The 12,646-nt window shown below is 67.9% G+C and carries 13 protein-coding genes and 1 other RNA gene; 10 read left to right on the plus strand and 4 right to left on the minus strand.

Annotation, left to right across the window (positions count from 1 at the left end; genetic code table 11):
• The coding region (locus BST17_RS20555) for a PPOX class F420-dependent oxidoreductase (protein WP_234807749.1) at positions 1–453 on the plus strand (453 nt) is incomplete at its 5' end.
• Positions 454–773: 320 nt separating this feature from the next.
• On the opposite strand, the gene BST17_RS20560 is transcribed toward BST17_RS20555, so the two are convergent.
• The gene (locus BST17_RS20560) at positions 774–2,123 is read right to left on the minus strand and encodes an FAD-dependent oxidoreductase (protein WP_083060761.1); all 1,350 of its coding nucleotides are present in this window, start codon (positions 2,121–2,123) and stop codon (positions 774–776) included.
• Between the two features lie 142 nt (positions 2,124–2,265).
• On the opposite strand from BST17_RS20560, the gene prfB reads away from it, so the two are divergent.
• The 8 genes from prfB (at position 2,266) to ssrA (ending at position 9,807) form a co-directional block, all read left to right on the plus strand.
• Positions 2,266–3,375 carry a peptide chain release factor 2 gene (gene prfB / locus BST17_RS20565; RefSeq protein ID WP_083060762.1) on the plus strand — a complete coding sequence of 370 codons (1,110 nt, stop codon included), beginning with the start codon at positions 2,266–2,268 and terminating at the stop codon, positions 3,373–3,375.
• Positions 3,362–4,291, plus strand: coding sequence for a mechanosensitive ion channel family protein (locus BST17_RS20570; RefSeq protein WP_083060763.1), 930 nt, complete (start codon positions 3,362–3,364; stop codon positions 4,289–4,291). Before prfB ends, BST17_RS20570 begins: the two co-directional genes overlap by 14 nt.
• Positions 4,288–4,797, plus strand: a complete 510-nt coding sequence (locus BST17_RS20575) for an Rv3103c family proline-rich protein (RefSeq protein WP_083060764.1) — start codon at positions 4,288–4,290, stop codon at positions 4,795–4,797. The genes BST17_RS20570 and BST17_RS20575 overlap by 4 nt, the downstream gene beginning before the upstream one ends.
• 35 nt (positions 4,798–4,832) lie before the next feature.
• The gene (gene ftsE, locus BST17_RS20580) at positions 4,833–5,522 is read left to right on the plus strand and encodes a cell division ATP-binding protein FtsE (protein ID WP_019514436.1); all 690 of its coding nucleotides are present in this window, start codon (positions 4,833–4,835) and stop codon (positions 5,520–5,522) included.
• The gene (ftsX, locus tag BST17_RS20585) at positions 5,522–6,415 is read left to right on the plus strand and encodes a permease-like cell division protein FtsX (protein ID WP_083060765.1); all 894 of its coding nucleotides are present in this window, start codon (positions 5,522–5,524) and stop codon (positions 6,413–6,415) included. Before ftsE ends, ftsX begins: the two co-directional genes overlap by 1 nt.
• Before the next feature lie 2 nt (positions 6,416–6,417).
• Entirely contained in the window at positions 6,418–6,924 is a 507-nt protein-coding gene (gene smpB / locus BST17_RS20590; protein ID WP_083060819.1) for an SsrA-binding protein SmpB, read from the plus strand.
• A gap of 181 nt (positions 6,925–7,105) precedes the next feature.
• Positions 7,106–9,373 carry a putative bifunctional diguanylate cyclase/phosphodiesterase gene (locus tag BST17_RS20595; RefSeq protein ID WP_308214752.1) on the plus strand — a complete coding sequence of 756 codons (2,268 nt, stop codon included), beginning with the start codon at positions 7,106–7,108 and terminating at the stop codon, positions 9,371–9,373.
• Between the two features lie 65 nt (positions 9,374–9,438).
• Positions 9,439–9,807: a transfer-messenger RNA gene (gene ssrA, locus BST17_RS20600) on the plus strand.
• A 144-nt stretch (positions 9,808–9,951) separates the two neighbouring features.
• On the opposite strand, the gene BST17_RS20605 is transcribed toward ssrA, so the two are convergent.
• Both BST17_RS20605 and BST17_RS20610 read right to left on the minus strand, forming a co-directional pair.
• Positions 9,952–10,350, minus strand: coding sequence for a hypothetical protein (locus BST17_RS20605; RefSeq protein ID WP_083060767.1), 399 nt, complete (start codon positions 10,348–10,350; stop codon positions 9,952–9,954).
• A 9-nt stretch (positions 10,351–10,359) separates the two neighbouring features.
• Positions 10,360–11,385, minus strand: coding sequence for an aminoglycoside phosphotransferase family protein (locus BST17_RS20610; protein WP_234807750.1), 1,026 nt, complete (start codon positions 11,383–11,385; stop codon positions 10,360–10,362).
• Between the two features lie 89 nt (positions 11,386–11,474).
• On the opposite strand from BST17_RS20610, the gene BST17_RS20615 reads away from it, so the two are divergent.
• Entirely contained in the window at positions 11,475–12,395 is a 921-nt protein-coding gene (locus BST17_RS20615) for an alpha/beta fold hydrolase (RefSeq protein ID WP_083060769.1), read from the plus strand.
• On the opposite strand, the gene BST17_RS20620 is transcribed toward BST17_RS20615, so the two are convergent.
• Positions 12,364–12,603 (minus strand): hypothetical protein, encoded by a 240-nt coding sequence (locus tag BST17_RS20620; RefSeq protein WP_083060770.1) that lies wholly within the window; start codon positions 12,601–12,603, stop codon positions 12,364–12,366. The genes BST17_RS20615 and BST17_RS20620 overlap by 32 nt on opposite strands.
• Positions 12,604–12,646 lie beyond the last annotated feature (43 nt).

Genomic DNA, 12,646 nt, shown 5'->3' on the forward strand with positions numbered 1-12,646 from the left:
CAACCAGCCGCCGCCGAACTACCCGCCCAACAACTGAGAGTGACCATGCCGCAACAACTTCCGGCCGGCCTGCTGGACCTGCTGCGCAAACCGAGCCCGTGTTTCGTCGCAACGCTGATGCCCGACGGATCGCCGCAGCTGACCGAGACCTGGGTGCACACCGACGGTGAGCACATCGTGCTCAACATCGTCGGCGGCTCGCAGAAGGACCGCAATCTCGCCCGCGATCCACGGATCGCTATCAACGTGGCCGATCCCGACGACATCCGGCGCTTCTACGCCATCCGGGGTCGCGTCGCAGCCACCACGAGCGAGGGTGGTCACGAGAGCATCCACGAGATCTCGCAGAAATACCTGGGCATGCCCTACCCCTATTTCAGCGGCAATCCCGATGAAACCCGGCTCATTCTCACTATCGAGGCCGACAAGATCACCCCGCCGCCCGGCGAGTGACCGGCCGGCTGTCCGGGCGACATACCCGCCGAAACGCTATGGCGAGATCGGCATCAGGGTGGCTCATTGCCGGAAATTCCGCGATACGACGACCCTCAGCACGATCTCGCCGCGAGATCGGGCTCAGGGTTGAGGGTTGCGCGGAATCGGCCGAATTCACGACCCTGAGCGGGATCTCGCCATAGGGGCCAGATCCGGTACCTGGAACCTCAGCCGTCCGGCGAGGTCTCCGGAACCTCAGCCGTCAGATCCAATCTTTGGAACCTCAGCGTCAGATCCGGTACCTGGAACCTCAGCCATCGGACCCGGTCCCTAAAACCTCAGCCGTGCGCGATGCCCAAAAGCTTCTCGACGTTGGCCACCTTGACCCGCGGGCGGTGCTGCGCCTCGCCGACCGCGCGCTCGTGGGCGTCGATGCGCTCCCAGTGCGCATCGGTGACCAGCCGGGGCTGACGTGACAGCAGCCAGTCGTGCAACTCCTGGGCATGGTCCTCGCCGAAGCGCGGCTCACCGAGATCGTCCAACAACGTGTCGACGGTGTCGGCGGAGTCCTTCTTGTTCGACCCGATCACCCCGGACGGCCCGCGCTTGATCCAGCCGACGACATACTCGTGCTCGCGGCCCTCGATCCGCCCGTGGGAGTGCGGGATGGTGCCGGAGCGCTCGTCGAAGGGCAGCCCGTCCACGGCGACCCCGCGATACCCGACCGCGCGCACCACCAGCTGCACCGGCAGCTCCTCGCGCTCGCCGGTGTCTTTGGCCACCACCCGGCCGCCCTCGTCGACCAGTTCGTTGCGGCCCAACACGATCGACTCGACCTTGTCGGTCCCGCGGATCTCCACCGGCGAGGTGGCAAAGCGGAACACCACCCGGCGCTGGGCCCCCTCGGGTTGCAGCTCGGCGTACTCACGCAACACCTTGATATTGGTGCGCACCGTCTTGTCGGCGGCCGCCAGATCGTCATCGGTGATGCCATCGAAGTCGGCGCGCTCGACGATGATGTCCACCTCGGCCATCTGTTCCATGTGCCCGAGCTCGCGCAGCTCCATCGTCGTGAACGGCGCCTGCAGCGGACCGCGCCGGCCCACCACGATGACCTCTTGCACGGCGCGGGTCCCCAGCTGATCCAGCGCGTGGTCGGCGATATCGGTCTGGGCCAGGATCTGCGGCTCACTGATCAGGATCCGCGCCACGTCCAGCGCCACGTTGCCGTTGCCGATCACCACCGCGCGCTGCACGTTGAGGTCCGGCGCGGTCTCCTCGAAATGCGGGTGCCCGTTGTACCACCCGACGAAGTCGACCGCCGACACGCTGCCGGGCAGATCCTCGCCGGGGATGCCGAGCACCCGGTCGGACTGCGCGCCGATCGCATAGATCACCGCGTCGTAGCGCTCGGCCAACTCGGCGGCGTGCACATGCTCGCCGACACCGACGTTGCCGAAGAACCGGAACCGTGGATCCTCGGCGGTCTTGGCGAACTGCGCGCTGATCGACTTGATCTTCGGGTGGTCGGGCGCGACACCGGACCGGACCAGCCCCCACGGGGTGGGCAGCATCTCGATCATGTCGATGCGGAAGTCGCGGTCGTCGTGCTCAGACTTCAACAGCGATGCGGCGGCAAAGAACCCGGACGGGCCGGAGCCGACAATCGCCACGTGGTACGGGCGCATGCATGGCCTTTTCGTGAGGCTGACCGGCGGCGCGCAAGGGGCTGTCGCGTCGTCGCCGGGGGCGGTTACCTGACCCGAGCCTAGTCGCGCAGGGCCGATCGAGGGCCGAGTCCGGCGAAGCCGACCGGTAACCTCAACAATCGTGGATCCAGACCGTCTTGCCGATATCGCCGCCCTCGACACCACGTTGACGACCGTGGAGCGGGTGCTCGATGTCGAGGGTCTGCGCGCCCGCATCGGAACACTCGAAGCCGAGGCCGCCGACCCCACCCTGTGGAACGACCAGGCACACGCCCAGAAGGTGACCAGCGAGCTGTCGCACGCGCAGAACGAACTGCGCCGTGTCGAGGAGCTCCGCCAGCGCGTCGAGGACCTGCCGGTGCTCTACGAACTGGCCGCCGAGGAGGGCGGGGAGGACGAACGCAACGAAGCCGACGCGGAGCTGACCAAGTTGCGCGAGGACATCGAGGCCATGGAGGTCCGGACGCTGCTGTCCGGGGAGTACGACGAGCGCGAGGCGCTGGTCAACATCCGTTCCGGCGCCGGTGGCGTCGACGCCGCGGACTGGGCCGAGATGCTGATGCGGATGTACATCCGCTGGGCCGAGGGCCACAAATATCCGGTCGAGGTGTTCGACACGTCCTACGCCGAAGAGGCCGGTATCAAGAGCGCCACCTTCGCGGTGCATGCCCCGTACGCCTACGGCACGCTGTCGGTCGAGCAGGGCACCCACCGGCTGGTGCGGATCAGCCCCTTCGACAACCAGGGCCGTCGGCAGACCTCGTTCGCCGAGGTCGAGGTGTTGCCGGTGGTGGAGACCACCGACCACATCGACATCCCCGAGGGCGATATCCGCGTCGACGTCTACCGCTCCAGCGGACCGGGTGGGCAGTCGGTCAACACCACCGACTCGGCGGTGCGGCTGACCCACATCCCCACCGGCGTCGTCGTCACCTGCCAGAACGAGAAGAGCCAGCTGCAGAACAAGGTGTCGGCGATGCGCGTGCTGCAGGCCAAGCTGCTGGAGCGCAAGCGCCAGGAGGAGCGCGCGGAAATGGACGCGCTCAAGGGTGACGGCGGTAGTTCCTGGGGTAACCAGATGCGTTCCTACGTGCTGCACCCCTATCAGATGGTCAAAGACCTACGCACCGAATATGAGGTCGGCTCGCCGGCCGCGGTGCTCGACGGCGACATCGACGGCTTCCTGGAGGCCGGTATCCGATGGCGCAACAGGAAAGATGACGACGACTAACAGCATTCTCGCCTTCTCATTGGCCGACCGTTGGCACGACTTCTGGCGCGGTGACATCGGCGAGTGGATCATCACTCGCGGCCTGCGCATCGTCATGCTGGTGATCCTGGCAATCTTGCTGGCCCGGTTCGTGAACTGGGGTGCGCAGCGGATCACCCGGCGCATCGACGCCGACTTCCGGGAAAGCGACGCCCTGGTGCGCACCGAGACGGCCAAGCACCGCCAGGCCGTCGCGTCGGTGATCTCCTGGGTGACGATCGCGCTGATCTGCGTGATCGTGCTGCTGCAGATCACCGACATCCTGGCCATCCCGCTGGGCTCGCTGGTCGCGCCGGCCGCGGTGCTCGGCGCCGCGCTCGGTTTCGGCGCCCAGCGCATCGTGCAGGACCTGCTGTCGGGCTTCTTCATCATCACCGAGAAGCAGTACGGCTTCGGTGACCTGGTGACGCTGACGCTCGGCGCGTCCAACGACGCCACCGGCACCGTCGAGGACGTCACTCTGCGCGTCACCAAACTGCGCACCAGCGACGGTGAGGTCTTCACCGTCCCCAATGGTCAGATCATGAAATCGCTCAACCTGTCCAAGGACTGGGCGCGTGCGGTCGTCGACATCCCGGTGCCGACGTCGGCGGACCTCAACGCCGTCAACGAACTGCTGCACGCGGTCTGCGAGAACGCGATGAAGAACCCGGCGATGAGCGAACTGCTGCTCGACCAGCCGCAGCTGATGGGTGTGGAGAGCCTGGAGCTCGAGACCGTGAACCTGCGGATGGTGGCCCGCACGCTGCCCGGTAAGCAGTTCGAGGTCGGCAGGCAGCTGCGCCTGCTGGTCATCGCCGCGCTGGCGAGGGCCGGCATCGTCTCCAAGCCGGAGTCGACGTCGTTGGCCGCCAACTCGGAGGTGCGGGGCCAGTGAAATTGATCTCCCGCGCCGGTGGCGACGAGACCCGGCGCTGGCCGGCATACGTGTTCGGCGGGCGGATGCGCACGTCGACGATCGCCCTGATCATCGCGTTCTTCTTCACCGCCTGGCTGTACGAGACCTACCGCCCACCGCCGGAGCCGGCCCCGGTCACCCAGACCGTGCCGCCCGGTTTCGTGCCCGACCCGGAGTACACCTGGGTGCCGCGCACCCAGGTGCAGGAGGCGCCGCGCACGACCTATCCGCGGACCACCACCCCGACGACGACGGAGCCGCCGGAGCCGACGACCAGCGCGCCCACCACGACGACCACCACCACGACGGGCCCGCCCGGACCCGAGGACACCACGACGACGTCGCCGGGTGCGCCGCCCACCACGACGGTGGTCGACCCGGACGGCCCGGGCGGTCTGCTTCCGCCGATCACGCTGCCGGTTCTGCCTGGTCCGCCGCCGGCCGCGGGGGCGACTCCGCCGACGCCCGCCCCCAGCCCGAACTGACACCCGTCGACCTCCGGCTACACTGGCGTGCCGTGATGATCACCCTCGACAAAGTGAGCAAGCAGTACAAATCCTCTGCCCGGCCGGCGTTGGATGACGTCTCGCTCAAGATCGACAAGGGTGAGTTCGTCTTCCTGATCGGCCCGTCGGGCTCGGGCAAGTCGACCTTCATGCGGCTGCTGCTCGGCGCCGAACACCCGTCCAAGGGCGATATCCGGGTCTCCAAGTTCCACGTCAACAAGCTCGCCGACCGGCACATCCCGCAGCTGCGGCAGGTGATCGGCTGCGTGTTCCAGGACTTCCGGCTGCTGCAGCAGAAGACGGTCTTCGAGAACGTCGCCTTCGCCCTGGAGGTGATCGGCAAGCGCGGTGACGTCATCAACCGGGTGGTGCCCGATGTGCTGGAGATGGTCGGCCTGTCCGGCAAGGCCGCCCGGCTGCCGCACGAGCTCTCCGGCGGCGAGCAGCAGCGCGTCGCGATCGCCCGCGCGTTCGTCAACCGCCCCCTGCTGCTGATCGCCGACGAGCCGACCGGCAACCTGGACCCGGAAACCAGCAAGGACATCATGGATCTGCTTGAGCGGATCAACCGCACCGGCACCACCGTTCTGATGGCTACGCACGACCACCACATCGTGGACTCGATGCGTCAGCGCGTCATCGAACTGGAACTGGGCCGGCTCATCCGCGACGAACAGCGCGGTGTCTACGGAATGGATCGCTAGTGCGCTTCGGCTTTTTGGTCAACGAGGTCTGGACCGGACTTCGCCGCAACGTCACCATGACGGTGGCCATGATCTTGACGACGGCCATCTCCATCGGCCTGTTCGGCGGCGGTCTGCTGGTCATGCGGGTGGCCGACCAGTCCCGTGACATCTACCTGGACCGCGTCGAGAGCCAGGTCTTCCTGACCAACGACGTCTCGGCCAACGACCCGAGCTGCGATCAGGACCCGTGCAAGGCGCTGCGCGCGCAGATCGACGCGCGCGATGACGTGCGCTCGGTGCGCTATCTGAACCAGGCCGACGCCTACGAGGACGCGATCAAGAAGATCCCGGCCTTCAAGGACGTCGCCAGCAAGGACGCGTTCCCGGCCTCGTTCATCGTGAAGCTGGAAAACCCGGAGCAGCATGTCGATTTCGACGCCGCGATGCAGGGCCAGCCCGGTGTGCTCAACGTGCTCAACCAGAAGGACCTGATCGACCGGTTGTTCGCGCTGCTCGACGGCATGTCCAGTGCGGCGTTCGCGGTGGCGCTGGTGCAGGCGATCGGTGCGATCCTGTTGATCGCCAACATGGTTCAGGTCGCCGCGTATACCCGGCGCACCGAGATCGGGATCATGCGCCTGGTCGGCGCGACCCGCTGGTACACCCAGCTGCCGTTCCTGGTGGAGGCCATGCTGGCCGCGTTCGTCGGTGTGGTGCTGGCGCTGCTGGGTCTGCTGACGGTGCGCTCGCTGTTCCTGGAGAAGGCGCTCTCGCAGTTCACCCAGGCTAATTTGATTGCGCCGCTGGACTTCGCCGACATACTTTATGTATCGCCGATCCTGCTGTTCGTGGGTGTGGCGATGGCCGGGCTGACTGCGTACGTGACGCTGCGCCTCTACGTACGAAGATGATGATGGCAACCAAGAGCAAGAAACCCGACAAAGCCGGCGAGAAGGCGAACAATTTCGTCGTCGCGACCAATCGCAAGGCCCGACACAACTATTCGATCCTGGAAACCTTCGAGGCCGGGGTCGTGCTGGTGGGCACCGAGGTGAAAAGCCTGCGCGACGGTCAGGCCTCGCTGGTGGACGCGTTCGCGACCATCGACGACGGCGAGGTGTGGCTGCACAATCTGCACATCGCCGAATATCACCACGGCAGCTGGACCAACCACGCGCCGCGACGCAACCGCAAGCTGCTGATGCACCGTCGCCAGATCGACACCCTGGTCGGCAAGATCCGCGACGGCAACCTGACGCTGGTGCCGCTGTCGATGTACTTCGTCGACGGCAAGGTCAAGGTCGAACTGGCGCTGGCCCGCGGTAAAGAGGCCCGCGACAAGCGCCAGGACCTGGCCAAGCGCGACGCGCAACGCGAGGTCGTCCGCGAACTGGGCCGCCGTGCCAAGGGCATGGCCTGAGAGCCCCCTCCCGTTCCCGCCGAGCGTGCGTGTCTGCACCCCAACACGCCGCGTCCGTGCCGAAGTTCGCGCACGCTCGCGCCGCGGCGTGAAATCTGCCTCCGCGGCATTTCCAGGGATCGCACGGGGTACAGCGATATAGTTCGCCCACGCGTTAAGACGCACGGGAGGATCGGTGACAGTGCGACGCTCGCGTCTGTGTGCACTCGTCCTGGCCGGCGTCACGGTGGTGGCAGCGGTCAATGCCGCCGCACCCTGGGGTGACTCGGCCGCGGACACCGGCGAACTGATTCTGCAGATCAGCGCCGGTATTGCCGCCATCATCTGCGGCATCGTGGTGGCGGCTCGCGTGCACGGCCCGGATCGCTGGTGGCGCCTGACCTTTGTCGTGGCGCTGGTGAACTGGGTGATCGGCCAGACCTTGTGGCAGCTGCACATGGCCGACTGGGCGCCGCTGCTCGCCCGCATCATCTATCTCTCGCTGCCGATCCTGGTCTTCGCCACGGTGGTGCTGCTGGTGCGTGCCAGCGGCGGCGTGCGGGCACCGGCCGACAGCCCGATGCGTCCATCCCTGATCACCAACGCCCTGGACGGTGTGATCGCTGCGATCGCCTTCTTGATCCTGGCGGTGATGAGCGATCTGGGCACCCGGTTCGCGGCGGCCAGCCCCGGCATGCGGGTGCTCGACGTCATCTTCATCGGCGCCGAGATCTCTGTGGTGGGCGCGATCGTCCTGATCGCCATGATCTACGACCCCGGCCGGCCGAACCGGACGAACTATCTGCTGCTGGCCGGCGGGCTGCTGCTGATGGGTACGGCGAACCGGCTGCTGGCCTACCTGCGCTCGGTCGACCGGACCGAGGCCGAACTGTGGATCGGGATCGGGCTGATCATCGGCCCGGTGCTCACCGCGTTCGCGTTCCTGCCCACCACGCCGCCGCCGGACCCCACGGCGTTCCGGCGGCTTGACTGGCCGCAGCTGCTGTTGCCCTATGTGGGGTTCCTGGGTGTGGCGGTGCTGTTCGCCTACCACCTCTACATCGAGCGTGAGCTGTCCATGCCCACGATGCTCCTGACCGTCCTGCTGGTCGCGCTGGTGGCCAGTCGGCAGGTGTTCGCCACCCGGGCCGAGCGGTCGTTGACGCAATGGCTGTACTGGGCGCAGCGCGGGCTGGCGCATCAGGTTCATCACGATGCGCTGACCGGGCTGCCCAACCGGACGCTGTTCAACAAACGTCTCGACGAGGCGATGGCGGACGGGCGGTTCGTGCTGATCTTCCTGGATCTCGACGATTTCAAGGAGGTCAACGACCGGTTCGGCCACGCCGCCGGCGACGAACTGCTGCGCGCGGTGGGGGAGCGGTTGTCGCGGTCCATCGGGGAGAACGACACCCTGGCGCGCGTCGGCGGTGACGAGTTCGCGGTCCTCATCGAGAGCGACGGTGAGCACAGTGAACAGCTGGAGGGCGCCGCCGAGCGCCTGCGCATCGCGCTGCGCGACCCGTTCCCGGTGCACGGTTCCTCGCTGCGGGTGCGGGCCAGCATGGGCCTGGTGCGCTCGGATGCCGACGGGCTGCCGCAGACCTCGGACAGCCTGCTGCGCCAGGCCGATGTCGCGATGTACGCAAGCAAGCGGATGGGCAAGAACACCGCCGTGGTCTACAACCCGGCGGCCGGCGCCGTCGTCGACTTCCCGACCGTACTGCGCGAAGCGGGCGGGCGGCCCCCCGCCGGGTTCCGGCTGGTCTATCAGCCGGTGGTGCGCGTGCCCGACGGCGCCCCGGTGGCGGTGGAGGCGCTGGCCCGGTGGACCGCAGGCAACGGGATCGACATCTCACCCGAGACGTTCGTCGCCGACACCGAGGCGGCCGGGATGGGGGCCGAGTTCGACGCCCTGGTGCTCGACATGGCCTGCGCCGAGGCCACCAACAGCGGGCTCGACCTGGACATCCACGTCAACATCGGGGGCGCCCGGCTGGGTAATCCGGGCTTCGAGGAGAAGGTGCGCGAGGTGCTGGAGCGACACCGGATCCCGCGCGGCCGGCTGATCCTGGAGATCACCGAGACCGAGCCGATCGTGGATCTGGACCGGGCGGCGATGCAGATCAAGCGATTCGGCCAGCTCGGCGTCAAGGTCGCGCTGGATGACTTCGGGTCGGGGTTCAACTCGCTGCTCTATCTGCACTGCCTGCCGGTGGACATCGTGAAACTGGATCGCACGCTGGCCTCCGATGTCGACCCCGGCCGCGACCTGACGCTGTACCGGTCGGTGACCAACCTGTGCGGCGAGCTGGGTTTCGGGGTGATCGCCGAGGGCATCGAGACCTCGGAGCAGGTCGACATGGTGTGCCGGGCCGGCTGCGAGTTCGGGCAGGGATACCTGTTCGGCCGCCCGGTGCCGATGGCGGAACTGGTCGAGCTCACGCGCAGCGCGGTCGGGACTATTTAATCGCTGGCGGTTGTTGCAGCAGGGGCTAAGATGGAAAGTCCTGCCGAACCTCGGCGGGGATGCGAGGGGCTGAACGGTTTCGACTTCGCGCATCGAATCAAGGGAAGCGTGCCGGTGCAGGCAAGAGACCACCGTAAGCGTCGTTGCAACCAATTAAGCGCCGATTCCAATCAGCGCGACTACGCACTCGCTGCCTAAGCGACTGCGTGTCTGTCAGACCGGGAGCGCCCTCGGCCCGGACCCTGGCATCAGCTAGAGGGACCCACCCACGGGTTCGGTCGCGGGACCCGTGGGGACATCAAACAGCGACTGGGATCGTCATCTCGGCTTGTTCGCGTGACCGGGAGATCCGAGTAGAGGCATAGCGGACTGCGCACGGAGAAGTCTTGAGGGAATGCCGTAGGACCCGGGTTCAATTCCCGGCAGCTCCACAGGAAAGGCCCGGACCGCGAGGTCCGGGCCTTTTTCGTGCGCCTGTCGCGCGTCGACTCTGAAGACGATGGTGGCGTCAGGCGGAATTCGCGCCATCTACTTCAGATTCGCGCGCCGCGCGTCGCCAAGTTGTCGAGTTTCGCCCGCTATCTCGACAACTTCGCGACACTCGACGCGTCCTCGGCCGCCCAGCGCCGGCCGACCGCCACCCCGAAAGCGGTGAACCCGGCCGTCAGCAGGCTCGCCGCACCGACCCACCGCGCCTCCTTGCCCTCGCGACCGGCCAGCAGATTCGACGTGGTGTCGAAGGCATCGAACGCCACGCCCATCCACAGGCCGGTGCGCTGGGCCGGCCCCGCGACGGTGGCGAGGCCGACGACGATATCGCGGGCACCGAACAACCGCGCGATGTAGCGGGCGTCGGTGCTACCGCCGGCGTCGGGGATCTGCCCGTACTTGGCGAACGCGTCCGGCCAGACATAGGCCGACAAACCGCCGAACGTGCGGGCGACGCCGATCGCGCGGACCAGGGTGCTCGTGTGCATTGACGCTCCTCATCTCAACAGTGATTCCAGAATCTCCAACGAGTCGAGGTCGGTCATGGCCTCGACGGCGCGGTGCAGGCCCGCGCGGGTCGTCGCCGCACCCTGCAACCGCTTGCCGAATGCGGCGGTGACGCCCGCGGCGACGAACGCGGTGAACGCGAACAACCGGTAACCCCGCCACGCCTGCTCCACGGTAAGCCGTTGCGCGCCAGTGCCGTTCAACGCCTCGACGTAGGCGTGCACCAGATCGGTGTCGATGCGGCGCCGGGTGTCCACGTCCACCGAGGTGCAGGCGAAGTAGGCGAGATCCTTCACCGCCGGGCCGACCGCGGCCATCTGCCAGTCGAACAGCAGCGGCTGCTGCCCGACGAAGCAGATGTTGCCCAGATGCGTGTCTCCGTGCAGCAGGCTGGCCGGCTCGCGGCGCAGCAGCGCGGCGATGTCCCAGCGCCGCTCGATCAACCGCATCGCCCGCGCCCGCACGGCCGGCGTGACGATATCGCCGAATTCCGATGGGATGGTGCGCAGCAGGTGCCAGGAGTGCGGGCCGAGTCGGGTGCTGCGCGACCCGGCGAACACCGGGAACTCGTGCAGCCGGTCCCAGAAACGGCCGTGCACCGACCCCAGCAGCCGCGCGATCGCCAGCGCTTCGGCGGCGGTGGCGCCGACGCGCAACGCCGGGAAGCGTGCGTCGCGGTCGGCGAGGTCCTCGAGCATCACGACCGCCCGGCCGCCGCGGGCGGCGGTGCCGTAGACGCGGGGGACCGCATCGGCGAGGTCGTCGCCGAGCAGGCGGTAGGCCGACGCCTCGTTGCGCGCGAGGTTCATCATCCGGTTGAAGACGCGCTCGGCCGGCCGCACCGGGGCCAGCTTCACAAACGCCCGGTCCGGGAGGCGCGGGTCACCAGCCACCTCCAGCCGGGCCCGCAGCGCTGTGCCGTGCTCGGTACCGACAATGCGCACGTCGGTGACATCGGTTCGTCCGGTCAGCGCACGAAACGTCGCGACGTCGATATCGGCGGGACGTCGGGGCACGGTGCGCGCTGTTGCGTCGATGGCGCACAGTTTGCCAGGGCGCGGGCACCCACAATTAGGATCGGCGCCATGGGGCGAGGGGACAGTTGATGGTCGGCGACAGCGCGCACTCCGAGGATCAGGCCGGTTCGGGTATCGAGCCGCCGGTCGAACCGCGCATCCGCCGCGCCCTCGGCCTGCTGGAACGGTTCGCGCCCGCGATCGGCGCCAAGTGGGCCACCGAGCTGTGGTGCACCCCGCCGCAGGTCGACGCCAGTCTGCGCATGCCGCCCGGGGTGCCGCCCAGCGAGCCGGTCGAGGCGTTCTGGGACGGGCACCGCGTCGCGGGCGAGGCCTGGGGCGAGGGTCCCGTGGTGTACCTGGTGCACGGTTGGGGTGGCTGCCGCGCGCACCTGGGCGTCTTCGTCAAACCGCTCGTCAACTCCGGGCACCGCGTCATCGCCTTCGATCTGCCGGCCCACAACGATTCCGATACCGGCTCGCTGGCGCCGGGTCGCACGCACCTGGTCGAGTGCACCGAGGCCTTCCGCGCCGTGGTGCGCACCCACGGGCCGGCCCGCGCGGTGATCGCGCACTCACTGGGCGCCAAGGCCGCGGCGCTGGCGCTGGCCCGCGGCACCGAGATCGAGCGCATGGTGTTCCTGGCGCCGATGGGCGACTTCGGTTTCTACCTCGACCTGTTCGCCGAACGGCACGGTTTCGGGCCGCGGATCCGCGACGGCCTGCACCGCCGGCTCAGCAAGCGCATCGAGATGCCGTTGTTCGATACCGATCTCGGCGTCATCGGGACGAACCTGCCGACCCCGACCCCGCTGCTGGTGATTCACGACCCCGATGATCCGGATGCGCCGTACCACTACAGCAAGGCGCTCATCGACGAGTGGCCCGGATCGGAGCTGGTGACCACCCGCGGCTTGGGCCGGTTGGCGCACTACCGGATTCTGCGGCACCGCGCGGCGATCAATGCCGGCGTCGACTTCATCGGCGCTGCACAGCAATCCGCGGTCTGAGCGACCCGCGCAGCACCGGCCTGCGTACCGGCTGACGCACCGCGACCATCCGCATCAGCCGCCGCCGCACCGGCCCACCGGCCACCGACCCACACAGGAAACCGACCAGGAAGATCCGCCGGGTGCGCGTCTGACTACGCCGGCCCACCGCATAGCCGCCGACCGCGGCGGCGGCAGCGACCAGCACGATCAGCGCCAGCGTCCCCATCCGCCCAGTCCAGCAGCGATGCACACCGCGGGGCAATGGCCGT

The organism is Mycolicibacterium bacteremicum, from assembly GCF_002086115.1.
Classification (GTDB): Bacteria; Actinomycetota; Actinomycetes; order Mycobacteriales; family Mycobacteriaceae; genus Mycobacterium; species Mycobacterium bacteremicum.

What these genes read in the sequence shown, in the direction of transcription:
- BST17_RS20560 (WP_083060761.1), bottom strand. Translation starts at nt 2,123, where the DNA reads ATGCGCCCGTACCACGTGGCGATTGTCGGCTCCGGCCCGTCCGGGTTC.
- BST17_RS20570 (WP_083060763.1), top strand. Translation starts at nt 3,362, where the DNA reads ATGACGACGACTAACAGCATTCTCGCCTTCTCATTGGCCGACCGTTGG.
- ftsE (WP_019514436.1), top strand. Translation starts at nt 4,833, where the DNA reads ATGATCACCCTCGACAAAGTGAGCAAGCAGTACAAATCCTCTGCCCGG.
- smpB (WP_083060819.1), top strand. Translation starts at nt 6,418, where the DNA reads ATGGCAACCAAGAGCAAGAAACCCGACAAAGCCGGCGAGAAGGCGAAC.
- BST17_RS20605 (WP_083060767.1), bottom strand. Translation starts at nt 10,350, where the DNA reads ATGCACACGAGCACCCTGGTCCGCGCGATCGGCGTCGCCCGCACGTTC.
- BST17_RS20615 (WP_083060769.1), top strand. Translation starts at nt 11,475, where the DNA reads ATGGTCGGCGACAGCGCGCACTCCGAGGATCAGGCCGGTTCGGGTATC.
- BST17_RS20620 (WP_083060770.1), bottom strand. Translation starts at nt 12,603, where the DNA reads ATGGGGACGCTGGCGCTGATCGTGCTGGTCGCTGCCGCCGCCGCGGTC.